Source organism: Lysobacter sp. GX 14042, from assembly GCF_021390425.1.
In the GTDB taxonomy this organism is placed as follows: domain Bacteria; phylum Pseudomonadota; class Gammaproteobacteria; order Xanthomonadales; family Xanthomonadaceae; genus Novilysobacter.
Map to the genome: position 1 here is coordinate 113,100 of NZ_JAJUWY010000007.1, position 23,176 is coordinate 136,275.

At 70.9% G+C, this 23,176-nt stretch carries 24 protein-coding genes; 15 read left to right on the forward strand and 9 right to left on the reverse strand.

Going from position 1 to position 23,176, the window contains the following annotated elements; translation table 11 throughout:
* Positions 1 to 22: 22 nt before the first annotated feature.
* A complete protein-coding gene (fabB, locus tag LY625_RS10785) occupies positions 23 to 1,273 on the reverse strand; it encodes a beta-ketoacyl-ACP synthase I (RefSeq protein ID WP_233740208.1) in 1,251 nt (416 codons plus the stop codon).
* 1 nt (position 1,274) lies between these two features.
* Entirely contained in the window at positions 1,275 to 1,790 is a 516-nt protein-coding gene (gene fabA / locus LY625_RS10790) for a 3-hydroxyacyl-[acyl-carrier-protein] dehydratase FabA (protein WP_233740209.1), read from the reverse strand.
* Positions 1,791 to 1,992: 202 nt separating this feature from the next.
* Here fabA and nirK point away from each other — a divergent pair, with 202 nt between their 5' ends.
* From nirK to LY625_RS10855, 13 genes are all read left to right on the forward strand, one after another.
* Complete coding sequence (nirK, locus tag LY625_RS10795; protein WP_233740210.1) at positions 1,993 to 3,534, forward strand: copper-containing nitrite reductase; 1,542 nt, start codon at positions 1,993 to 1,995, stop codon at positions 3,532 to 3,534.
* Between the two features lie 16 nt (positions 3,535 to 3,550).
* Positions 3,551 to 4,306, forward strand: coding sequence for a formylglycine-generating enzyme family protein (locus tag LY625_RS10800; protein WP_233740211.1), 756 nt, complete (start codon positions 3,551 to 3,553; stop codon positions 4,304 to 4,306).
* Positions 4,303 to 4,872, forward strand: coding sequence for an SCO family protein (locus tag LY625_RS10805; RefSeq protein WP_233740212.1), 570 nt, complete (start codon positions 4,303 to 4,305; stop codon positions 4,870 to 4,872). The genes LY625_RS10800 and LY625_RS10805 overlap by 4 nt, the downstream gene beginning before the upstream one ends.
* Positions 4,873 to 5,185: 313 nt before the next feature.
* On the forward strand, positions 5,186 to 6,688 hold the full coding sequence (gene ccoN / locus LY625_RS10810; protein WP_255703485.1) for a cytochrome-c oxidase, cbb3-type subunit I: 1,503 nt from the start codon (positions 5,186 to 5,188) through the stop codon (positions 6,686 to 6,688).
* A 19-nt stretch (positions 6,689 to 6,707) separates the two neighbouring features.
* On the forward strand, positions 6,708 to 7,322 hold the full coding sequence (gene ccoO / locus LY625_RS10815) for a cytochrome-c oxidase, cbb3-type subunit II (RefSeq protein ID WP_233740213.1): 615 nt from the start codon (positions 6,708 to 6,710) through the stop codon (positions 7,320 to 7,322).
* A gap of 3 nt (positions 7,323 to 7,325) precedes the next feature.
* Positions 7,326 to 7,514, forward strand: coding sequence for a cbb3-type cytochrome c oxidase subunit 3 (locus tag LY625_RS10820; protein WP_233740214.1), 189 nt, complete (start codon positions 7,326 to 7,328; stop codon positions 7,512 to 7,514).
* A complete protein-coding gene (ccoP, locus tag LY625_RS10825) occupies positions 7,511 to 8,452 on the forward strand; it encodes a cytochrome-c oxidase, cbb3-type subunit III (RefSeq protein WP_233740215.1) in 942 nt (313 codons plus the stop codon). The genes LY625_RS10820 and ccoP overlap by 4 nt, the downstream gene beginning before the upstream one ends.
* Positions 8,453 to 8,475: 23 nt before the next feature.
* Positions 8,476 to 8,757, forward strand: coding sequence for a hypothetical protein (locus LY625_RS10830; protein WP_233740253.1), 282 nt, complete (start codon positions 8,476 to 8,478; stop codon positions 8,755 to 8,757).
* 7 nt (positions 8,758 to 8,764) lie between these two features.
* Positions 8,765 to 10,315: a 4Fe-4S dicluster domain-containing protein gene (locus LY625_RS10835; RefSeq protein WP_233740216.1), complete on the forward strand. Its 1,551-nt coding sequence runs from the start codon at positions 8,765 to 8,767 to the stop codon at positions 10,313 to 10,315.
* Entirely contained in the window at positions 10,315 to 10,890 is a 576-nt protein-coding gene (locus LY625_RS10840) for a FixH family protein (RefSeq protein ID WP_233740217.1), read from the forward strand. The genes LY625_RS10835 and LY625_RS10840 overlap by 1 nt, the downstream gene beginning before the upstream one ends.
* Before the next feature lie 9 nt (positions 10,891 to 10,899).
* Complete coding sequence (locus tag LY625_RS10845; RefSeq protein WP_233740218.1) at positions 10,900 to 13,350, forward strand: heavy metal translocating P-type ATPase; 2,451 nt, start codon at positions 10,900 to 10,902, stop codon at positions 13,348 to 13,350.
* Positions 13,347 to 13,592: a cbb3-type cytochrome oxidase assembly protein CcoS gene (ccoS, locus tag LY625_RS10850; RefSeq protein ID WP_233740219.1), complete on the forward strand. Its 246-nt coding sequence runs from the start codon at positions 13,347 to 13,349 to the stop codon at positions 13,590 to 13,592. Before LY625_RS10845 ends, ccoS begins: the two co-directional genes overlap by 4 nt.
* On the forward strand, positions 13,582 to 14,310 hold the full coding sequence (locus tag LY625_RS10855) for a sulfite exporter TauE/SafE family protein (protein WP_233740220.1): 729 nt from the start codon (positions 13,582 to 13,584) through the stop codon (positions 14,308 to 14,310). Before ccoS ends, LY625_RS10855 begins: the two co-directional genes overlap by 11 nt.
* 3 nt (positions 14,311 to 14,313) lie before the next feature.
* On the opposite strand, the gene LY625_RS10860 is transcribed toward LY625_RS10855, so the two are convergent.
* The gene (locus LY625_RS10860; RefSeq protein ID WP_233740221.1) at positions 14,314 to 15,090 is read right to left on the reverse strand and encodes a helix-turn-helix domain-containing protein; all 777 of its coding nucleotides are present in this window, start codon (positions 15,088 to 15,090) and stop codon (positions 14,314 to 14,316) included.
* 75 nt (positions 15,091 to 15,165) lie between these two features.
* On the opposite strand from LY625_RS10860, the gene queD reads away from it, so the two are divergent.
* The gene (queD, locus tag LY625_RS10865; protein WP_233740222.1) at positions 15,166 to 15,519 is read left to right on the forward strand and encodes a 6-carboxytetrahydropterin synthase QueD; all 354 of its coding nucleotides are present in this window, start codon (positions 15,166 to 15,168) and stop codon (positions 15,517 to 15,519) included.
* Between the two features lie 124 nt (positions 15,520 to 15,643).
* A complete protein-coding gene (locus LY625_RS10870) occupies positions 15,644 to 16,510 on the forward strand; it encodes an SCP2 sterol-binding domain-containing protein (protein WP_233740223.1) in 867 nt (288 codons plus the stop codon).
* On the opposite strand, the gene LY625_RS10875 is transcribed toward LY625_RS10870, so the two are convergent.
* The 6 genes from LY625_RS10875 to LY625_RS10900 all read right to left on the reverse strand — a co-directional run bounded on the left by LY625_RS10875 (position 16,477) and on the right by LY625_RS10900 (position 23,090).
* Positions 16,477 to 17,355 (reverse strand): U32 family peptidase, encoded by an 879-nt coding sequence (locus tag LY625_RS10875; RefSeq protein WP_233740224.1) that lies wholly within the window; start codon positions 17,353 to 17,355, stop codon positions 16,477 to 16,479. The two genes, LY625_RS10870 and LY625_RS10875, sit on opposite strands and share 34 nt — an antisense overlap.
* An 8-nt stretch (positions 17,356 to 17,363) precedes the next feature.
* Positions 17,364 to 18,362, reverse strand: coding sequence for a peptidase U32 family protein (locus tag LY625_RS10880; protein ID WP_233740225.1), 999 nt, complete (start codon positions 18,360 to 18,362; stop codon positions 17,364 to 17,366).
* A 123-nt stretch (positions 18,363 to 18,485) separates the two neighbouring features.
* Positions 18,486 to 19,730, reverse strand: coding sequence for an alginate export family protein (locus LY625_RS10885; RefSeq protein WP_233740226.1), 1,245 nt, complete (start codon positions 19,728 to 19,730; stop codon positions 18,486 to 18,488).
* Positions 19,731 to 19,799: 69 nt separating this feature from the next.
* A complete protein-coding gene (locus LY625_RS10890; RefSeq protein ID WP_233740227.1) occupies positions 19,800 to 21,275 on the reverse strand; it encodes a UbiD family decarboxylase in 1,476 nt (491 codons plus the stop codon).
* A 125-nt stretch (positions 21,276 to 21,400) separates the two neighbouring features.
* Complete coding sequence (locus LY625_RS10895) at positions 21,401 to 22,495, reverse strand: PLP-dependent cysteine synthase family protein (protein WP_233740228.1); 1,095 nt, start codon at positions 22,493 to 22,495, stop codon at positions 21,401 to 21,403.
* A gap of 193 nt (positions 22,496 to 22,688) precedes the next feature.
* A complete protein-coding gene (locus LY625_RS10900; RefSeq protein ID WP_233740229.1) occupies positions 22,689 to 23,090 on the reverse strand; it encodes a SirB2 family protein in 402 nt (133 codons plus the stop codon).
* Positions 23,091 to 23,176 lie beyond the last annotated feature (86 nt).

Here is a 23,176-nt window from a genome sequence, read left to right on the forward strand (position 1 = left end):
TCGGGTTCCTTGGTGGCGGATGTCAGGGGCGGGCGAAGATCACCGTGGCATTGGTGCCGCCGAAGCCGAAGCTGTTGGACATCACCGTGTCCAGCCTGGCCTCCCGGCTCTCGCGCAGGATCGGGAAGCCCTCGGCCTTCGGGTCCAGCTGCTGGATGTTGGCCGAGCCGGCGACGAAGCCGTCCTGCATCATCAGCAGGCAGTAGATCGCCTCGTGCACGCTGGCCGCGCCGAGCGAGTGGCCGGTCAGGGCCTTGGTCGAGGACAGCGGTGGCACGTCGTTGCCGAACACCTCGCGCACTGCCTGCAACTCGACCACGTCGCCGACCGGGGTCGAGGTGCCGTGGGTGTTGAGGTAGTCCACGGACCCGACCGACCGGCCGTCCACACCGGCCAGCGCCATCTGCATGCAGCGCACCGCGCCTTCGCCGGAAGGGGCGACCATGTCGACGCCGTCGCTGGTCACGCCATAGCCGACCAGCTCGGCGATGATGTTGGCGCCGCGCGCCCTGGCATGCCCGTATTCCTCCAGCACCAGCATCCCGCCGCCGCCGGCGATGACGAAGCCGTCGCGTCCGGCGTCGTAGGGGCGCGAGGCGGTTTCCGGGGTGTCGTTGTACTTCGTCGACAGCGCGCCCATGGCGTCGAACTGCGAGCTCATGCCCCAGTGCAGTTCCTCGCCGCCGCCGGCCAGCATCACGTCCTGGGCGCCGTGGCGGATCAGGTCGGCGGCCGCGCCGATGCAGTGGGCGGAGGTCGCGCAGGCGGCGGAGATCGAGTAGCTCAGGCCGCGGATGCCGAAGGCGGTCGACAGCGCCGCCGAGACCGTCGAGCCCATCGTGCGCGGGACCATGTAGGGCCCGACCTTGCGCACGCCCTTGTTGCGCAGCAGGTCGCCGGTCTCGATCTGCCATTGCGGCGAGCCGCCGCCGGAGCCGGCGATCAGCCCGGTGCGGACACTGTGGACGGTGTCCTCGTCTAGCCCGGCATCGGCGATCGCCTCGCGCATGGCGACCCAGGCGTAGCCGGCGGCATCGCCCATGAAGCGCTTGAGCTTGCGGTCGATCTCCGCGGTGAGGTCGATGTCCGGCGCGCCGGCGACCTGGCTGCGCAGGCCCAGCTCGGCGTATTCGGGGATGAAGCGGATGCCCGGGCGCAGTTCACGCAGCGAGGCGCCGACCGCGGCGCGGTCGTTGCCGATGCACGAGACCACGCCCAGGCCGGTGACGACCACGCGCCGGTCAGCGGCGGAGCCGCCGGAAGCCGCAACCATCTCAGAAGCCCTCGGTGGAGGTGAACAGTCCGACCCGCAGGTCGGAGGCGGTGTAGATCTCGCGCCCGTCGACCAGGGTGCGTCCATCGCCGATGACCAGGGCCAGCTTGCCGCGCATCACCCGGCGGATGTCGATCTCATAGGTGACCAGTTTCGCGCCGGGGAGTATCTGCCCGGTGAACTTGACCTGCCCCACCCCGAGCGCACGGCCCCGGCCGGGCTCGCCCAGCCACGGCAGGTAGAAGCCGCACAGCTGCCACATCGCGTCCACGCCCAGGCAGCCGGGCATCACCGGGTCGCCCTCGAAGTGGCACTCGAAGAACCACAGGTCCGGGCGGATGTCGAGCTCGGCGCGGATGACGCCCTTGCCGTACTTGCCGCCTTCGGTGGAGATCTCGGTGATCCGGTCGAACATCAGCATCGGCGGCGCGGGCAGGCGGGCGTTGCCGGGGCCGAACATCTCGCCGCGGGCACAGGCCAGCAGCTGGTCGCGATCAAAGGAGGACGGTCGGGTCATCACGGAGGTACTGGGGGACATGAGCCCACCATTCTGCCGTTTTTCGCCAGCGGGGGACGTTGACGTCCGTCAAGCGCCACCGGCAGCACAGCAGCGGCACCGCTGAACGCGCCTTCACATTGGCCATCGGGAATGGAAGGCAGGCTCGTCGTCCCGACCACCCTGGCCGGCGCGCGCCGGCCTCCACGACAGCGGAGTGCCGATGAGAATCATCACCGGGTACCTCTTTGCCGCGCTCGCGGCCACTGCCCTGATGCTGGCCGGCTGCAATGCCGAACGGACCGGCGATGGACGTTCGTCCGCCAGCGACCGCGACAGCGCCGACAGCGCCCGTGGCAGCACCGGCGGCTCGCGCCGCGGGGATTTCGGCCCGCCCCAGGGCAAGCCGGTGCGTGCGGTGACCACCTCGCCGCCCAACGTGCCCCCGGCGACCGGTCGTGACTACCCGGCCAAGGTGGTGGTGGAAATGGACGTGGTGGAGAAGGTGATGCCGATCTCCGAAGGCGTGGACTACACCTTCTGGACCTTCGACGGCACGGTGCCGGGCAGCTTCATCCGGGTGCGCCAGGGCGACACCATCGAGTTCCACCTGCGCAACATGCCCGACAGCAAGATGCCCCACAACATCGACCTGCACGGGGTCACCGGGCCGGGTGGCGGCGCCAGCAGCAGCTTCACCGCGCCGGGGCACGTGACCCGCTTCAGCTTCAAGGCCCTCAATGCCGGGTTGTACATCTATCACTGCGCCACCGCCCCGGTGACCATGCACGTGGCCAACGGCATGTACGGGCTGATCCTGGTCGAACCGCCGGAGGGCCTGCCGGAGGTCGACAAGGAGTACTACGTGGTGCAGGGCGACTTCTACACCACCGGCAAGTACCGCGAGAAGGGCCTGCAGAATTTCGATTTCGACAAGGCCATCGACGAGCGTGCGACCTACGTGGTGTTCAACGGCATGGAGGGCTCGCTGACCGGCGACAACGCGCTGACCGCCAGCGTCGGCGAAACCGTGCGCCTGTACGTGGGCAATGCCGGCCCGAACCTGGTGTCCAGCTTCCACGTGATCGGCGAGATCTTCGACAAGGTCTGGTACGAGGGCGGCACCAATTACCAGGAGAACGTGCAGACCACGCTCATTCCCGCCGGTGGCGCGGCGATGATGGAGTTCCACATGGAGGTGCCGGGCAGCTACGTGCTGGTCGACCACGCGCTGGCGCGGTCCTTCAACAAGGGCGCGCTGGGGATCCTGCTGGCGGACGGCCCGGAGAACCCCGCGATCTACTCCGGCCAGGAGGTCGATGCGGTCTACTTGGGCGACCGCGCGCAACCGAACATGGACGCGGTCAGCGCCGCCGCCGAGTCCGCCAGCACCGGTGACCTGACCCTGGAGCAGCAGGTCGCCGCGGGCGAGGCGCTGTTCATGGGCACCTGCTCGACCTGCCACCAGGCCAATGGCGCCGGGCTGGAGGGCGTGTTCCCGCCGCTGGCGGCTTCGGACTACGTCGCCGCGCACCCCGAACTGCTTCCGCAGATCATCCTCCACGGCATCCAGGGTCCGGTCACCGTGAACGGCGTGGACTACAACTCGATCATGCCGCCGATGACCCAGTTGACCGACGACGAGGTCGCCAACATCGCCACCTACGTGCTCAACAGCTGGGGCAATCCGGGTGGCCGGGTGACCAAGGCGGAGGCCGCGGCGGCACGTGCCACCAACCCCGCCTTTGCCTCCCAGGGCCACTGAGGTGCGGACGCTGTTGATGGCCGTCGGCGTGCTCGCCGCTTCCGCCGCGCCGGCGGCGGAAGCGGAGTACGTGCGCATCCCGGCGGGCAGCTTCGCCAGCGCGCTGGCCTACGAGGACGTACCGGGCGAGGTGGAGGTCGCGGCCTTCGAGCTGATGGAGCGGCCGGTGACCAATGCCGAGTTCCTGGCTTTCGTCCGCGAGCACCCGCAATGGCGCCGCGACCGGGTGCCGCAGGTGATGGCCGAGCCGCGCTACCTCTCGCACTGGCCGGGACCGCTGGACACGGGCGGGGCCCCCGCCGATGCGCGCCCGGTGGTGCAGGTCAGCTGGTTCGCCGCCGACGCCTATTGCCGCGCCCAGGACGCGCGGCTGCCGGGCTGGAACGAGTGGGAGTACGTGGCGGCTGCCGACGAGACCCGGCAGGACGCCCGCGCCGACCCGGTCTGGCGCGAACGCATCCTGGGCTGGTACTCGCGCCCCTCCGACCAGCCGCTGGTCAGGGCCGGTGCACAGGTGGCCAACGTCTATGGGGTGCGCGACATGCACGGGCTGGTATGGGAATGGACGGAGGATTTCTCCTCGCTGCTGGTGGACGCCGACGACCGCCTGCAGGGCGACCCGGACGGCGCGCGCTTCTGCGGCGCCGGGGCGCTGTCGATGGACGACCGCGAGAACTACGCCGTGCTGATGCGGGTGGCGATGCTGTCCTCGCTGCAGGCCGGCCACACCACCGGGAACCTCGGTTTCCGCTGTGCCAGGAGCCTGCCATGAAGATCCTGATGTCCCTGCTGCTGGCCGCCGCGCTGGTCCCCGCCGTCGCCGTGGCAGCCGATGACGCGGAGTTGCCGCGCGATTCGCTCTACCGGCTCCCGGTGGGCCTGGTCGACCAGGACGGCCGCGAGCTGGAGTGGTCCGCGCTGCGGGGAAGGCCGCAGGTGGTGGGCATGTTCTATACCTCCTGCCAGTTCATCTGCCCGTTGATCGTCGACAGCGGCAAGGCGCTGGAACGCCAGCTCGGTGCCGATGCCGCGGGCTTGGGCGTGCTCCTGGTCAGCATCGACCCGGAGCGCGATGATCCGGCCGCGCTGCGCAAGGTCGTCGACCAGCGCGGGCTCGACACCACGCGCTGGACGCTGGCCGCGCCACCCGCCGGGCAGGTGCGGGCGGTGGCCGGGGCACTCGGGGTGCGCTACCGCCGCCTGGCCGACGGAGAGTTCAACCACAACAGCCCGCTGGTCCTGCTGGATGCGCAGGGGCGGGAGCTGGCCCGGACCGAGAAGATCGGCAGCCGGCTGGATCCGGAATTCGTCGAGGCAGTGCGCCAGGCGCTGCGGTGAAGGAGGCCCGGCCCGCCGGAGTCGTGCCGCCGCATCGCCCCTCGGCTGTCCAATGGCTGAACGCGGGACCCGCGGGACAGGCGTGGAGACCCGGCTTCCCATGCCGGAAACGGTGCCGTGGTTTATGCTGGCGGGTGCGCGGTCGTGGCACCTTTGTGCCGCGGCGGTTGCATCGACCGGGCCCAGTCAGCGCCTGCCCCACGTTCCATCCCGCCCCGTGGCCTGGCCCCCGGCAGGGACGATTTGATCCAGATCAAGCGGACCGGTCGTGCCGGCCCGGACAATAACCCGCAACTATCCTGAAGGTCTGCCCATGACTGTCCAAGATGCCGCCGTGGCGGCCGGTTCCGTGCCCGCCGGGCGTGGATCGGGGGTCGCTGCCGCCGACACCGGCTTCTACAACGACAAGATCGTCCACTGGTTCACCATCGCCACGGTGTTCTGGGGGATCGTCGGCATGGGCGTGGGCGTGCTGATCGCCGCCCAGCTGTACTGGCCGGCGCTCAACTTCGACACCCCCTGGCTGAGCTACGGACGGCTGCGCCCGCTGCACACCAACGGCGTGGTGTTCGCCTTCGGCGCGACCTCGCTGATCGCCACCAGCCTGTACGTGGTCCAGCGCACCTGCCACACCCGGCTGATCTCCGACAAGCTGGCGACCTTCGTCTTCTGCGGCTGGAACCTGGCCATGGTCGGCGCGGTGATCACCCTGCCGCTGGGCATCACCCAGGGCAAGGAATACGCCGAGCTGGAGTGGCCGATCGACCTGCTGATCCTGGTCACCTGGGTGGCCTACGGCGTGCTGTTCTTCGGCACCGTGGCCAAGCGCAAGGTGCAGCACATCTACGTCGCCAACTGGTTCTATGCCGCGTTCATCATCGGCGTGGGCCTGCTGCACATCGTCAACAACCTGGCCATCCCGGCCGGCATGTGGAAGTCCTACCCGGTCTACAGCGGCGCCGTGGATGCGATGGCCCAGTGGTGGTACGGCCACAACGCGGTGGCGTTCCTGCTGACCGTCGGCTTCCTGGCGATGATGTACTACTACGTGCCCAAGCAGGCGCAGCGCCCGATCTACTCCTACCGGCTGTCGATCGTGCACTTCTGGGCGCTGATCTCGCTGTACATGTGGGCCGGCCCGCACCACCTGCACTACACCGCGCTGCCGGACTGGGCGCAGTCGGTGGGCATGGTGTTCTCGGTGGTGCTGCTGGCGCCGTCCTGGGGTGGCGCGATGAACGGCATCCTCACCCTGTCGGGGGTGTGGCACAAGCTGCGCACCGACCCGATCCTGAAGTTCCTGATCGTAGCCATCAGCTTCTACATGATCGCCACCTTCGAAGGCCCGCTGCTGTCGATCAAGACGGTCAACTCGCTGTCGCACTACACCGACTGGACCGTGGGCCACGTCCACGCCGGCACCCTGGGCTGGGTGGCGATGATCGTGGTCGGCTCGATCTACTCGATGTACCCGCGCCTGATAGGCGCCGCCGGGATGTACTCGACGAAGCTGATCGACGTGCACTTCTGGATGCACACCCTGGGCGTGGTGTTCTACATCGTCTCGATGTGGATCGCCGGTATCTCGCAGGGCCTGATGTGGCGCGCCACCAACGCCGACGGCACGCTGACCTACAGCTTCGTCGAGGGCCTGGTGGTCACCTATCCGTACTACCTGGGGCGCCTGCTGGGCGGGGTGCTGATCCTCGGCGGCATGGTGCTGATGGCCTGGCACGTGTGGAAGACGTACAAGTCGGTCGAGGCGCCGGCGGCCAACCCGGTGCTGGCCCCGCATCCCGACACCGCCCGCGCCTGAGGACCGGAAGGAAGCATCGATGAGCATTGCACACGAGAAACTCGAGAAGAACATCGGCATCCTCGCTGTCCTGGTCGCCATCGCGGTGTCGCTGGGCGGTCTGGCCGAGATCGTGCCGCTGATGTACCAGGCCGAGGCGATCAAGCCGCTGCCGGGCATGAAGCCGTACCCGGCGCTGGAGCTGGCCGGCCGTGACATCTACGTGCGCGAGGGCTGCTACAACTGCCACTCGCAGATGGTCCGCACGCTGCGTTTCGAGACCGAGCGCTACGGTCATTACTCGCTGGCCGGCGAGTCGGTCTATGACCGGCCGTTCCAGTGGGGCTCCAAACGCACCGGGCCGGACCTGGCGCGCGTGGGTGGCCGCTACTCCGACGACTGGCACCGGGTGCACCTGACCGACCCGCGCGCGGTGGTCCCGGAGTCGAACATGCCGGCCTTCCCCTGGCTGCAGGAGAACACGGTGGACGGACCGACGGTACAGCTGCGCATGAGCCGCCTGCAGAAGCTCGGCGACCCGTACAGCGACGAGGAGATCGAGGCCGCCGCGGCCGAGGTCGAGGGCAGGAGCGAGCTGGACGCGGTGGTGGCCTACCTGCAGGGCCTGGGTCGTTACGCGCCACGCGGGAGCTGAGCCATGCTGTCGGGAATCATCACCACTTTCATGCTGCTGCTGTTCCTGGCCATCGTGGCCTGGGCCTGGCAGCCGCGGAACAGGAAGAGCTTCGACGCCACCGCCCGGCTGGCGGTCGAGGAGCCGGAAGAAAACCAGGGCCGGAACGCCGGCGGCGCGAAGCGCGAGACCAAGAAGGGGACGCGGGCATGAGCATGGGCTGGAACTGGTACATCATCGCCCTGACCGCGCTGAACCTGCTCGGCGTGGCCTGGCTGCTGTGGTGGACGTCCAAGCGGCGTCCCGGTGATCCGCGCCCGGAAGAGACCAGCCACTACTGGGACGAGGACATCACCGAGTACAACAAGCCGATGCCGCGCTGGTGGATCACCGGCTTCTTCATCGCGATCGCTTTCGGCATCGGCTACCTGGTCTGGTTCGGCGGCATGGGCTCGATCCCGGGCACCAGCGGCTGGAGCTCGCAGCAGGAGCACGCGCTGGCCAAGTCGGCGGCCGACGCCCGGCTCGAGGAGACCTTCCGCCCGTACCAGAACGTCCCGCTGCCCGCGCTGGCCGGTGATCCGGTGGCCATGCAGCTGGGCCGCTCGATCTTCGCCAACACCTGCGCCACCTGCCATGGCTCCTCGGCCCAGGGCGCGATCGGCTACCCGAACCTGACCGACGACATCTGGCACTGGGGCGGCGAGCCCGAGCAGGTCCTGCAGACCGTGCTCGACGGCCGCGAAGGCATCATGCCCGAGTGGGGCACCGTGCTCACCGGCATGGGTGGCGAGAACGCGGTCGATTACGTGATCGCCTACGTGCGCACCCTCTCGCATCCCGAGCTGGGCGTCGGCAGCGACTTCCTCGCCGCCCGCGGCAAGAAGCTCTACGAGGGCGTGTGCGTGGCCTGCCACGGCATCGACGGCAAGGGCAACCAGGCAATGGGTGCGCCCGACCTGACCGATGACTACTGGATGTACGGCGACAGCAAGGAAAGCCTGTACGAAACCATTGCCCACGGCCGCCACGGCATCATGCCGGCGCACCGCGAGCTGCTGGGCGAAACCCGCGCCCGGCTGGTCGCCGCCTGGGTCTGGTCGCTGTCCAACCGGTCCGGCGGCGATGGCGCCGCCGGGGGGGCGCAGTGACGCGCACTCCCGCCTCGCAACGGCTGGACCACCCGCCCCGACCGCTCGCGCAGCGGATCGGGGCGATCGCGTGGCCGAGCTTCTTCGCCGCGGGCGTGGCGACGATGGTGTTCTTCGCCTTCGTCGACCCGCTGGAGCTGCGGGACCTGACCTTCCCGGGCGTGGAGATCACCCGCTCGATGGGCTACACGATCGCGTTCTTCATGTTCTGGCTGGCGACCGCGTCGTCGAGCCTGTTCACCTGGTGGCTGCTGCGTCCCGCCAGCCGCTTCAACCGCACGCTGCCCCGCGAGGGTGGCAAGTAAGGAAAAAGTGAGCAAGAAGATCGACATCGACCTGCTCGACGGCGGCGGCGACTCGCTGTACGTCAAGGAGCGCAAGGTCTATCCCCGCGACGTCCATGGAAAACTGGATCGCCTGCGCCGCCTCGCCGTGTGGTGGCTGCTGGGCATGTTCTACGTCTTCCCGTGGCTGCGCTGGGACGACCGCCAGGCGGTGTTGTTTGACCTGCCCGCGCGCCAGTTCCATGTCTTCGGGCTGACCTTCTGGCCGCAGGACTTCAGCTTCCTGGCGCTGCTGCTGATCATCTTGGCGCTGACCCTGTTCTTCGTCACCGCCGTGGCCGGGCGCCTGTGGTGCGGCTTCGCCTGCCCGCAGACGGTCTGGACCGAGGTGTTCCTGTGGATGGAGCGCTGGACCGAGGGCGACCGCGCCAAGCGGATGAAGCTCGACGCCGGTCCCTGGAACCGCGAGAAGCTCCTGCGCAAGGGCGCCAAGCACCTGCTGTGGGTGGTGTTCGCGCTGTGGACCGGCTTCACCTTCGTCGGCTTCTTCACCCCGATCACCGGCCTGGCGGCACGGGTGTGGCCGTTCGCCTGGAACGGCTGGGAAACCTTCTGGGTGCTGTTCTACGGCCTGGCGACCCTGGGCAACGCCGGTTTCCTGCGCGAGCAGGTGTGCAAGTACATGTGCCCGTATGCGCGCTTCCAGAGCGCGATGTTCGACCGCGACACCCTGATCATCGCCTACGACCCGATGCGCGGCGAGCCGCGTGGCCCGCGTCGCCGCGGCGTGGGCAGCGTGGCCCAGCGCGGCCGCGCGCTGCTCGAGAAGTTCACCGCCTACGACTACGTGTTCCGTGCCGCCAAGCATCCCAGCGCGGCCGACTCGCGGGCCCAGGCGCGCGGCACCATCACCTTCGACGTCGCCTCCGAGGAGGCCGCGCCGCTGCCCAGGTTCGCGCCCGAGGAGCTGGGCGACTGCATCGACTGCACCATGTGCGTGCAGGTCTGCCCGGTCGGCATCGACATCCGCAACGGCCTGCAGTACGAGTGCATCGCCTGTGGCCTGTGCGTGGACGCCTGCAACGACGTCATGGACAAGATGGGCTACGAGCGCGGCCTGATCCGCTACACCTCGCAGAACGCGATCGACGGCGAGCCGACCCGGGTGCTGCGCCCGCGCATCCTGGTCTACGGCGCCCTGCTGCTGGCGCTGATCGTCGCCTTCGCCTGGGGGATCGGCACCCGCAGCACGCTGATCGCCGACGTGCTGCGCGATCGCAACGCGCTGTACCGGGTGGTCGGCGACAGCGTGGACAACGTCTATACCCTCAAGCTCGTAAACAAGACCGATGCCGCCCGGCAGTACCGGGTCACGGTCGAATCGGCCAATGCGGCGATCACCCTGCGTGGCGGGGACAGCCAGCAGGTGCAGGCCGGGCCGTCGCAGGTGCTGTCGGTACCGCTCGAGCTGACCGCCCCGGGTGACACCCGCGGCCGCCATGACGTGACCTTCGTGATCGAGAGCGCCGATGGCAGCGCCCGCGAGACGGTCGACAGCAGCTTCTTCGGACCGATGTGATGATTGACAACAACGACCAGGCTCCAGAGCAGAAATCCTCCCCGTGGCGCCAGCCGGTGATGTGGCTGGTGATCGGGCTGCCGATGGCGGTGGTGATCGCGGGCATCGTGATGATCATCCTTGCCGGCGGGCAGGGGGCGACCGATGTCGTGCCCGACGACGTCCGCCGCACGGCGCAGATCCAGACCGCCGACCTGGGGCCCGACCAGCGCGCCCACGACCTGCGCCTGAGCGCGATCGCCCGCATCGACCTGGAGGGCGGCTTCGTCGAGGTGCTGCCGGTCAATGGCGACTTCGACCGCGGGGCGCCGCTGCGCCTGCAGCTGCTGCACCCGGCACTGGAGGACGGCGACCTCGGCTTCGAGTTGCAGCCGACCGACACCGGCTGGCGCGCCGATGCCGCCCCGGGCGTGGACCACGCCTGGCGGGTACGGCTGGAACCGCTCGACGGCCAGTGGCGCCTGCAGGGCCGGATGCCGGCCGGGCAGCAGGCGGTGAGCCTGCGGCCGACGATGGACCTGGGCGCCCCGGAAGGCGCCACCGGCGAGCCGCCCGTGCCCGGACAGGCGCAGTAGGCGCATGCGATGTCGGCAACGCTGCTACAGGCTGACCGGGGGGCCGCCGCCGCGGTGACCGCCGCCATGGCCTGCCACCACTGTGGCGAGCCGCTGCCGGCCAGCCCCTCGCTGCACCGCATCGACGGCGTCGAGCAGCGCTTCTGCTGCGAAGGCTGCGCGGCGGCGGCGCAGTGGATCGACGAGGCCGGGCTGGACGACTATTACCGGCTGCGCAGCGAGCATGCCGGGCGCGTCGGCACCGAGGCGGTCGACCTGTCGGTCTGGGACCGCAGCGAGATCCATGCCGAGCACGCCCGCGAGATTCCCGGCGGCCGCGAGATCACCCTGCTGACCGACGGCATGCGCTGCGCCGCCTGCGCCTGGCTGATCGACCGCGCGCTGGTGCGCGAGCCGGGCGTGATCGAGGCCAGCGCCAATGCGGTCACCGGGCGCATCCGGCTGGCTTGGGACCCCGGGAAGACGGTCCTGTCGCGCCCGCTGCAACGCCTGCTGGCACTGGGCTACAAGCCCTGGCTGGCGGGTGGCGAAGAGCGCGAGAAGGCCCGCCGCGCCGACCGCAACCGCGACCTGGTCCGCATCGGCATCGCCGGGCTGGCCTCGATGCAGGCGATGATGGTCGCCGAGGCGCTGTACTTGGACTTCGGCAACACCATGTCGGTGCCGGCGCGCGACTTCCTGCGCTGGATCACCTTCCTGCTCTCGACCCCGGTGGTGTTCTGGTCCGGCTGGCCGTTCCTGTCCGGCGCCTGGCGCGAACTGCGCCACCGCCAGCTGGGCATGGATACGCTGATCGCCAGCTCGACCCTGCTGGCCTACTTCGCCAGCGTCGTCGCCACCATCCAGGGCCTCGCGCACGTGTGGTACGACGCGGCGGTGATGTTCGTGTTCCTGCTGCTGGCGGCGCGGATGCTGGAAAAGCGTGCCCGCGCGACCGCCTCGGCGCAGGTCGATGCCCTGGCCCGCGCGCGGCCGGCTTTCGCCACCCGGGAACGTGCCGATGGCAGCCGCGAGTCGGTGCCGCTGGCGGCGCTGGAGGTCGGCGACGTGGCCTGCGTGGCGGTCGGCGAGGTGGTGCCCGCCGATGGCCGGCTGCTCGAGCCGGCGCGGCTGGAGGAGGCGCTGCTGACCGGCGAGTCGGCCCCCGTCGAACGCGCGGCCGGCGAGACCGCCTATGCCGGCACCGTCTGCCGCGAACGCCCGACCCGGCTGCGGGTCCTGGCCACCGGTGCCGGCACCCGCTTGGCCGAGCTGTCGCACCTGGTCGAGCAGGCGCAGTCGCAGCGCCCGGCGCTGGCACGCACCGCCGGGCGGATCGCCCACCACTTCGTCGCCGGCCTGCTGGTCGCGACCCTGCTGGTGTACCTGGGCTGGCGCCTGTACGACCCTTCGCGCGCCTTCGAGGTCACCCTTTCGCTGCTGGTGATCAGCTGCCCCTGCGCGCTGTCGCTGGCGGTTCCCTCGGCGCTGGCCTCGGCGCATGGCGCGCTGGCCCGGCTGGGGGTGCTGGCGGTACGCGGCAATGCGATGGAGACCCTGGCCGGCGCCACCGACATCATCTTCGACAAGACCGGCACGCTCAGCGACGGGCACCCGGAACTGGTCGAGGTCGAGCTGCTGGATGCCGGGCTGGACCGCGAGGCGGTGCTGCGGATCGCCGCGGCGCTGGAGCGCGACAGCGGCCACCCGATCGCCGCGGCCTTCGCCCGGGTCACCGGGGCGCCGGAGGCCAGCGGGGTCGAGGCGGTGCCGGGGCACGGCATCGGTGGCACGGTGGACGGCGTCGGCTGGCGCCTGGGGCGTGCCGGGTTCGCGACCGGCGGACGCGCGCAGGACGATGCGCGCATCTGGCTGGGTGACGGCGGTCGCGCGGTGGCGCGCTTCCGCCTGGCCGAGGCGGAGCGCCCGGATGCCGCCGCCGCGGTCGCCGCGCTGCGTGCGTTGGGGCTGCGGGTGCACCTGGCCAGCGGCGATGCCGCCGAGCCGGTGGCACGCTTTGCCGCCCGGGTCGGGATCGACGACCCGCGTGCCCGGCAGACGCCGGAGGACAAGCTTGCCCTGGCCCGCAGCCTGCAGGCGCAGGGGCGAGTGGTGGCGATGGTCGGCGACGGCCTCAACGACGCCCCGGTGCTGGCCGGCGCGGACGTGTCGATCGCCATCGGCGAGGGCGCCGCGCTTGCCCAGCGGGCCGCCGACCTGGTGCTGACCGGGTCGTCGCTGTCGCGCATCCCGCAGGCGGTCGCGGTGTCCCGCGATACCCAGCGGATCATCCGCCAGAACCTGGCCTGGGCCACCGGCTACAACGTCCTGGCCATCCCGCTGGCCGCCGCCGGCCTGGTCACGCCGTGGCTGGCGGCGCTGGGCATGGCGCTGTCCTCGCTGGTGGTGACCGTCAACGCGCTGCGCCTGAGCCGGGCCGGCAGAGGGCCGGGCAGCGCATCCGTGGGGGCGACCGCATGAACATCCTGCTGTTCATGATCCCGCTGGCCCTGGTGCTGCTGGTGGTGGCGATCTGGGCTTTCGTCTGGGCGGTGCGCCGTGGCCAGTTCGAGGACCTGGACACCCCGGCGATCGACATCCTGCGCGAGGACGCCACCGAGCGCGCGACCCGTGCCCGCGTGGAGCGCCGGCGGCAGGCGGCCGCCGGAGGCTCCGCTGCGGAGGAAACCGGCAGGCCCCGGCAGGACCACGATGCCGATTGACTGGCTCACCCTGGGCGCCGCGCTGCTGACCGGCCTGCTGGGGGGGGTGCACTGCGTGGCCATGTGCGGCGGCATCGCCACCGGCTTCTCGGCCATGGCGCCGCGGGGTGGCTGGTGGGTCGCGCTGCAGCCGAACCTGGGGCGGGTCGGGGGCTACGCGCTCGCCGGGCTGGTCGCCGGTGGCATCGGCCGCGGCATCGTCGAGGTCGCCCGGCTCGACGTGCTGGGCTGGGGCCTGCGGATGGCGGTCGGCCTGGTCCTGGTGGTCGCCGCGCTGCGGCTGCTCGACCGCAAGGGCCGGCTCGGCTTCCTGCCGCGCCCCGGCGCGGGGCTCTGGCAGTGGCTGCGGCCCTTGCAGCGGCGGATGCTGCCGGCCAACACGCCCGCGCGGCGGATCGGCCTGGGGATGCTGTGGGGCTGGATGCCCTGCGGCCTGAGCACGACGATGCTGGCGGCCGCCTGGCTGCAGGCCGATGCCCGCAACGGCGCGCTGACCATGGCGGCCTTCGGACTGGGGACGCTGCCGGTGATGCTGCCGCTCACATGGGCCGGCGCGCGGCTGGGCCAGCGCCTGCAGCGTGGCGGCCTGCGTACCGCGGCCGGCATGCTGATCCTGCTGGCCGGCGTGCTGACGATCCTCTCGCCGTGGCTGATGCAGGTTCCCGGGCTGCACGGGCTGCTGGCCGCCCTGGGCTGCCTGCCGCCCCAGCCGGGCTGAGGCTCAGGCGATGTCGCGGCGCCGTGCCGGCGCGGCCTCGCTCCCGTGGGCCAGTCGTTCCAGGGCGGACGCGTCCAGGATCTCGACGCGCCGTCCGGACACCCGGATCACCCCTTCTTCCTGCAAGCGGCTGAAGCCACGGCTGACCGTCTCCAGCGCCAGGCCGAGGAAACGGGCGATGTCGTCGCGGCTCATCGGCAGCACCAGGGAGGTGTCCGAGCCGCCGGCCTGCGCCACCCGGTGCGAGACCCCGTGCAGGAACAGCGCGATGCGCTCGCCCGCCTGGCGCCGCACCAGCATGCCGACGTGGTCCTGCTCGCGTTCCAGGCGCTGGCCGATGACCCGCAGCAGGTGCTGCTGCAACTGCGGCAGCTGCGCCGCGACCGAGGCCAGGCGCTCGTACGGGACTTCGCAGACGCTGGCCTCGGTGAGTGCCACCGCTTCGCAGCGGTGCTGGCCGCTGCCCAGCGCATCCAGGCCGATCAGCTCGCCGGGCAGGTGGAAGCCGAGTACCTGCTCGTCGCCGTCCTCGGTCACCAGCACCGTCTTGAACGCGCCCTCGCGGCCCACGTACAGCGACCCGAGCGCATCGCCGGCGTGGAACAGCCGCTCGCCGCGGGCGACCGGGCGGCGCCGGCGGACCACGTCCTCCAGCCGCGCGAGTTCGTCGGCGCCGATACCGGCGGGCCGGCACAGCTCCTGTAGCGAGCAGCGCGCACAGCTGCGCCGCAGGCGCTCCAGGTCGAGGCGCCTGGGATCGTTGGAGGGGAGCGTGTCCATCACCGGCCATGGTGCCATGCGCGGCCAGCGGACACATGTGCGGGAGCAGCCGATGGCGGCGATACAATGCGCCGGATGGAAATCTTCAAGACATTCACCCTCGAGGCCGCGCACCGCCTGCCGAACGTCCCGGAGGGGCACAAGTGCGCCCGGCTGCACGGCCACTCGTTCCGGATTGAGGTCCACGTCGCCGGCGAGCCGGGCCCGGACACCGGGTGGGTGATGGACTTCGCTGACCTCAAGCGTGCCTTCCAGCCGCTCTACGACCGCCTCGACCACCACTACCTGAACGAGATCGAAGGCCTGGAGAACCCCACCAGCGAACGCCTGGCGATGTGGATCTGGGAGCGGCTGAAACCGGTCCTGCCGGAGCTGTCGGAGATCGCGGTGCACGAGACCTGCACCTCCGGGTGCCGCTACCGCGGCTGAGCGGGGCCGCATTCCGGCGGGCGTTGACCTGGGTCAGGGCACCGTACGGCGCCGGGACCGATCATGGTGTTCCCTGGGAAGCGCCGACGGTGGCCACGTGTGGCAGCGACATGCACTGGCAGGCGTGCGGACCGCCATTGACCGGATCGATGCCGCGCAGCTGGCGTTGCTGGCTGCCCGCGGCCGCCTGGCCGGGTACGCGGGCCGCCTGAAGCGGCAGCTGGGCCTGCCGGTGCGGGATCCGGCCCGCGAACGCCGGGTCCATGCGCGGAGCCGGGAACTGGCCGTGCAGTTCGGATTGGCACCCGACACTGCGCGCAGGGCGACCGCGCTGGCGGTCGAGGACGCATGCCGGCGCCAGCAACTGCCGCCGGGACCCGCGCATGATCTGGATCAAGGCCGCACCGGCGCAGTTGGCGGGATCATCGCGTCCACCATGCACACCGTCCCGGACTCACCTCATCCGCATCCTGGCCGTCCCGGGATCCACGCCGCCCTGCGCCTGCTCCCGCCGCCGGCGAGGTGGGCGCCGCTGCTGCGGGCGATGCCGGCCGGGGTGCACCACCGCCTGCTCTCGGCGGCGATGGCCCGGGTGCTCTCGGCGCCGCTGGCCGACGGCACGCTGGACTTCATGCGCGGCCGGCGACTGCGCATCCGGGTCACCGACCTCGGGCTGCAGTGGGTGGTCGAAATGCGCGACGGCGTGCTCGCGGTGGTCGACGGCGAAGCCGAGGCCAGCGTGCGTGGCACCGCGACCGACCTGCTGCTGATGGCCAGCCGGCTGGAAGACGCCGACACGCTGTTCTTCCAGCGGCGTCTGGAGCTGACCGGTGACACCGAGCTGGGACTGACGGTGCGCAACCTGCTCGACCGCCTGCCGTGGGAGTCGATCCCGCTGGGGCTGCGGATCGGCTTGAACCGGGGAGCGCGGCTGGCGCGGGCGGCACGGACGGCGTATCAGGGTTCCATGCCCGGCTCGCCGTGCCAGTAGCCGTTGCGCGCGCCGATCCGCGGCGGCGGCGTGGGTGAATGACGCGCCAGGTCGAAGTGCTCGACCACTTCGCGGCAGCCGGTGGCCTGCGGGTAGATCCGCAGCACGTCGACGCCCAACGCGCGCAGCTCCGGCAGCTCCGGCCCCAGGTCGGTGACTTCCCCGCCCTGCACCTGGATGCCGTTGATGCGCAGGAACGACCTGCCCTCGCGGGTCGCCAGCGGCAGGCCGTCGGGGTAGTCGATGCAGCGGAAGCCGCACTGGTCCTTGGGCACGTCGAGCGCGCGGGCGGTGAAGCAGCGTGCCGAGAACGACAGCGGCAGCCGGCCCCAGGCGATCACCTCCAGTTCGGGCATGGACGCGCCGCCGGCGAGCATCGCCCCGCGCAGTTCGGTGATCAGCGTGCGGCCCTGCTCGACGCCCGGTACCCAGCGCCGCAGCCCGTCCTGCACCAGCATCGCCAGCGCGTGGTGGTTGTAGATGTTGAGGGTCGGCCCGGCGACGAAGGGCAGGCCGGCGGTGCGGCAGGCCTGCACCGCGGACAGGTCGTTGGCTTCCAGCCAGAACTGGCCGTCGGCGACCAGCCGCTCAAGCACGCCGAGCTCGGATTCGGCCTCGATCAGCGCCAGGCTCGAGAGCACCACCTGCTTGCCGCCGGCGGCCAGTTCGCGGGCCAGCTCCAGCCAGTCGGCGGTGCCCAGCTCGCGGCGCTTGCTGCACACCGTTTCCCCCAGGTAGACGATGTCCAGCGGCCAGCCCGCGGCCTCGCGATAGAACGCCAGCGTGCGCTCGCGTGGCCAGAAGTACTGCAGCGGGCCGAGGGCCAGCTTCATCGATGCGCGCATGTCGGGCCTCAGTGCCAGGCGCGGTGGTAGGGACCGAGGGTGGTCTGGTGGCCCTCGGCGTGAGCCGACAGCGACTGCTGCCATTCCGGCCTTGGCTGCCAGGCGGCCGCGTCGGGGCGCAGGCTGTCGATCGCCGCGCGCCAGGTCCGGGCCACCCCGCGCACGTAGGCCAGGCCACGCTGGCGGCCCTCGATCTTCACCGCGGCCACGCCGGCCTGCGCCAGGCGTGGCAGCAGCTCCAGGGTATTCAGGCTGGTCGGCTCCTCCAGTGCGTGGAAGACCTCGCCCCCGACCTCGAAGCGGCCCTTGCAGACCGTCGGGTAGCCCGCCGGCTCGGCCGGCTGGAAGCGGTCGATCAGCACCTCGTTGAGCCGCGCGGTGCGGCTGCCGTCGTCGAACTCGTCCCAGCGCACGAACTTCGCCGGCGAGCACACCCCGTGGCGGTTGGGCGAGGCACCGGTGACGTAGCTGGAGAGCTGGCAGCGGCCCTCGACCATGATGCACAGGCTGCCGAAGGCGAACACTTCGATCGCGACCGGCGAGCGCTCGCACAGCCGCTCCACCTGCTGGATCGACAGCACCCGCGGCAGTACCGCGCGGGCGATGCCGAAGCGCTCGAAGGCGTAGCGCAGGGCCGGCTCGGTGGTCGCCGACCCCTGCACCGACAGGTGCCGCGGCAGCGAGGGATGGGTGCGGGCGGCGTAGTCGAGCACCGCCATCTCGGCGGCGATGATCGCGTCGGCGCCCAGCTCCGCGGCCTTGTCCACCGCGGCATGCCACAACGCCAGCCGCGCGCTGTCGGGATAGGTGTTGAGCGCCAGGTAGACCCTGGCCCCCTTGGCGTGTGCGTAGCGGATGCCGGCGCGCAGTTCCGCGTCGGAGAAGTTCAGCCCCGGGAACGCGCGTGCATTGGTCTGGTCGCGGAAGCCCGCGTAGACCGCGTCGGCCCCGGCGTCGACCGCGGCCTGCAGGGCCGGCAGGTTGCCGGCGGGACATACCAGTTGCATGTGCTTCCCCAATGGAACGACCGGCGAATGCTCGCCCCCGCCCGCCGTGGCCGTCGTTGACCTGGGTCATGCCGGGGCCGCTCCGGCCGGTGCGGCACCGGGCATGGCACCCCCGCAAGCGGCTCAGTAGGCGTATTGCAGCTGCAGCCAGAGCTTCCGGGTGTCCACCGTCAGCGCGCGGTCGCCGCTGTCGTAGCGGGCGTACTTGAGCAGCGCGTCCAGTCCCTTCACCGCGGGAATGGCACGTGCGTACCAGAGGTCCAGCTCGGTGCCATAGGATGCACCGCCGCGTTCGGCGCGGAAGTCGTGGTACCAGCCCTGCAGGGTGCCGCCGGCGAGTGGCACGACCGCGCCGGCATAGCGGTCGTCGATGCCGCCGGCCGGCGTGGTGCCGAACAGATCGGCCCAGCCCTGGAACTGGTGCTTGGTGGCGAGCGGTGTCTGGAACGCGCGGTTGCCCGGTCCGCCGGCCCCGCCGAGCACCTCCCGGCCGGCCTTGAACTGGACCGCCCCGGCGCGGTATCCCAGTTCGACCAGGCGGTAGCGGCTGTCCAGCTCCCACGGGTTGCCGCCGCGATCGCCTTGGCGGGCGTACTCGAGCGCGTAGCCGAAGCGGTCGAGCGCGCCGTCCAGGCGCAGGCCGGTGGTGGTGCTCGACAGCGTGCCGGGCGGCGCGGTGGGGGTGACCGCCAGATCGCCCAGGTCCAGCCGGTACTGGTAGGCGGTGGCCACCAACTGCGGTGCGAGCGTGTAGCGCAGGTTGAGCAGGTGGCTGTCGCCCTCGGCATTCGCCCGGTTCGCGGCGTTGGCGTGCGGGCCGTCTTCCGGACCGAACACGGTGTTGACCTGGCCCAGCCAGGCCCACGTCAGCCCCAGTGACTCCGTCGGGGTGAGCCGCAGCGCCACGCCATCGTAGGTCTGCTCGTTCTGCCGCCAGCCGACCCCGCCGACGAAACGCTGGTTGTCCAGGTTGAGACGCTGGCGGCCGGCGGTCACTTCGCCATGCGCGGTGCTGTAGCGCAGCAGCGCCTGGTTGACCTCGCTGTAGGCGGGATCGGCGACCAGCGCGTGGCTGTTGCGACCGTTGCGGGTGTCGTTGTAGGTCCCGCCCAGGCGGGTGACGTTGTCCACTTCGACCAGGGCCGACCAGCCGTTCCAGCTGCCGGTGCGATAACCCAGGCGGGTGCGCAGGGTGTTGGCGTTGGCGTCGTGCAGCGCGTTGTCCTGCTCGACGTGTTCATGGCGGTAGCGCAGGTCAAGGATGGGGGTGCCGTCGGCGAACAGGGCGCCGACGCCGGGATCGGCCAGGGCGAGGGCAGGCAGCATCAGCAGTGGCAGCGCGGACCAGCGCACACGGAGGGCTTGCATCGGGATTTCCCGGGTCGTTGAAGATGCGCCGACGATAGGAGCGCGGCCCGCCGCGCGCGTTGATGGGCGTCAAGCCGGGGCCGGAAACAGCGTGGTCCACAGCGCATCGACGCGGCGCTCGACGTCCGGGTCGGGCTGGATCGGCCGGCTCCAGCTGCGGCTGGTCTCGCCGGGCCACTTGTTGGTGGCGTCGATGCCGAGCTTGGAGCCGAGGCCGGCCACCGGAGTGGCGAAGTCCAGGTAGTCGATCGGGGTGTTCTCCACCAGCAGGGTGTCGCGTGCCGGATCGACCCGGGTGGACAGCGCCCAGATCACTTGCGGCCAGTCGCGCACGTCGATGTCGTCATCGGTGACGATCACGAACTTGGTGTAGGTGAACTGCCGCAGGTAGGACCACACCGCCATCATGATCCGCCGGGCGTGGCCGGCGTACTGCTTGCGGATCGACACCACCGCGATGCGGTAGGAGCACGCCTCCGGCGGCAAGTGGAAGTCGGCGATCTCCGGGAAGACCTTCTGCAGGATCGGCACGAACACGTCGTTGAGCGCCATCGCCAGCACCGAGGGCTCGTCGAAAGGCGCCCGCCCCATGTAGCTGCCCTGGTAGATCGCGCCATGTCGCATGCGCAGGCGCTCGATGCTGAGCACCGGAAAGTGGTCGGCCGCGTTGTAGTAGCCGGTGTGGTCGCCGAACGGCCCCTCCAGCGCCGTGTCGCCGGGGTGGATCACGCCCTCGATCAGCATCTCCGCGCCGGCCGGCGCGTCCAGCCCGGTGCGCGCGCTGTGCCAGGTGCGGGTGCGCTGGCCACGCAGCAAGCCGGCGAACTCGAACTCCGACAGCGTGTCCGGCACCGGCGCGACCGCCGCCAGGGTGGTCGCCGGATCGGCGCCGATCGCCACCAGCACCGGGAACGGCTCGCCGGGATGCGCGGCCTGCCAGTCGGCGAAATCCAGCGCGCCGCCGCGGTGCGGCAGCCAGCGCATGATCACCCGGTCCGCGCCGATCACCTGCATGCGGTAGATGCCGATGTTCTGCCGCGGCTTGCGGGTGCCGCGGGTGACCACCAGGCCCAGGGTGATCAGCCGGCCGGCATCCCCCGGCCAGCAGCGCTGGACCGGCAGCCGCGCCAGGTCGATGTCGCCCGGGCCCAGCACCTCCTCGTTGAAGGCGGCATCGGCGACCCGGCGCGGCGCGACATGGGCCAGCTGCGCCAGTTCCGGCCAGCTGGCCAGCGCCTGGCGCAGGTTCGAAGGCCAGCGTGGCTCCTTGATCGCCGCCAGCAGCGCGCCCAGCTCGCGCAGGCTCGACAGCGGCCGTCCGGCCAAGGCCGCCTCGATCCGATCGCGGTGGCCGAACAGGTTGCCCAGCATCGCGTGCGGCGAGTCGCCCACCTGCTCCATCAGCAGCGCCGGCCCGCCTTCGCGCAGGGCGCGCAGGCACAGCGCGGTGGTTTCCAGGTCCGGGTCGACGCGTTCGCCGACGCGCCGTAGCCGGCCATCTTGCTCGAGCCGGCACAGGAACGAGCGCAGGTCGTGGAAGCTCAAGGCGGGCACCGGTGGAGGCGGGGCCGTCAGCGTCGCGGCTGTAACGCGGGAGGGTCTTGATGCCGGTCAAGTCAGGCGCCTTGTCGGCGCCGGACCACTAATGCCTGAGCTTTCGCGCGCTGCAGTCAGCGCGAAGGCAGCGCCTGCCACTCTCCGCTGGCCAGCGTCCCGCGCAGCGCGGCCTCCGCCGGTGCCGGGTCCAGGCCGTTGCGGCGCAGCCAGTCCGGGCAGTACAGGGTCTGGTCGTAGCGCTCGCCGGGGTCGCACAGCAGGCTGACGATGCTGCCTTCCTCGCCGCGCTCGCGCATGCGGGTGGCCAGTTGCAGGCAGGCCACCAGGTTGGTGCCGGAGGAACCGCCGTAGCGCCGGCCCAGCTGCTCTTCCAGCAGCTTCATCGCCGCGATCGAGGCCACGTCGGGCACCTCGATGACCTCGTCGACGACCTCGAACAGGAAGCCGGGCTCGACCCGGCAGCGGCCGATGCCCTCGATGATCGCCGGGCGCTCGACGGTGGCACTGCGGTCGCGCGTGCGCCAGCCCACGGCGAAAGCGGCGCCTTCCGGCTCGGCCACGCACAGCCGGGTCTGCAGGCCGCGGTAGCGCAGGTAGCGGCCGATGGTGGCCGAGGTGCCGCCGGTGCCCGCGCCGCAGACGATCCAGGCCGGATCCGGATGCGGCTCGGCGGCGAGCTGGCCGATGATCGACTCGGCGATGTTGTTGTTGCCGCGCCAGTCGGTGGCGCGCTCGGCCTGGCCGAACTGGTCCAGGTGGCAGGCGCCCTGCGCGGCGTGCCAGGCGGCGCGCTCGTAGACCTCACCCGGGTTGTCGACCAGGTCGACATGGCCGCCGAGGTCTTCCACGTCGGTGATCTTGCGCGGCGCGGTGGCCCGCGGCATCACCGCGGTGAACCGCAGCCCCAGCAGGCGCGCGAACCAGGCCTCGGAGATCGCCGTGCTGCCCGAGGAAGCATCGACCACGGGCTGGCCCGGGCGCAGCTTGCCGTTGCACAGCGCATACAGGTACAGCGAGCGCGCCAGCCGGTGCTTGAGGCTGCCGGTCGGGTGCGCGGCCTCGTCCTTGAAATAGAACTCGATGCCCGGGAAGCCGGGCAGGTCGATGCGCAGCAGGTGGGTGTCGGCGGAACGGGCGGCCTCGCGGCGCAGCTTGCCCAATGCGTCGGCCACCCATGCGCGCAGGGCGGTATCGTCGGCGGGCGTCATGCCGGCAGCGCGCGGATGCGCTGGCCGAGGAACTCCAGGTAACGGTCGATGTAGCTGATGCCGTTGGCGTGGTCGACGAGGTAGGGGTTCATGAGCGTGTGGCGGAGGATCAGCAGATGATCATCATCGCCCTCGCCGTTGGCGTCCAGTGTCGAAGGGTCCAGGCCGCCGGTAGGGTGGCGGTGGCAGCGGCTCAGCCAAGGGCCCCATACAGGATCCCCAGCGGGTGATGGGCGCGGGCGATGGTGTAGACGAAGCCGAACACCGCCAGCGCGCCGATGTAGCAGCCGATGCGCACCGCGCGCGGGCGACCGCGGCGCATCGCGAAGACGCCCAGCCCGACGTAGACCACCAGCAGCACCAGCTTGGTGGTCAGCCAGCCGTTGGCGAAGAACGCCCCCGGCAGGATGCTCAGCAGCATCAGCGCCGCCGTCAGCAACCCGGTGTCGATGATGTAGCTGGTGATGCGCACCGCGGTCCAGTGCGGCCAGCGCATGCCGGCGATCGCCGACAGCCCGCGGATCGCGAATACCGTGCCGCTCAGGAGCGCCAAGGCGATGTGGGCGTGCTTGATCTGGGGGTAGAACTCGATCATGGGGGCGAGAAGCGAGGAACGAGTGGAGAGGAGTGAGGAACGAGAGAAAAGCGAAAGCAAAGCCAGCAGCCCGTACCGAACGGTTC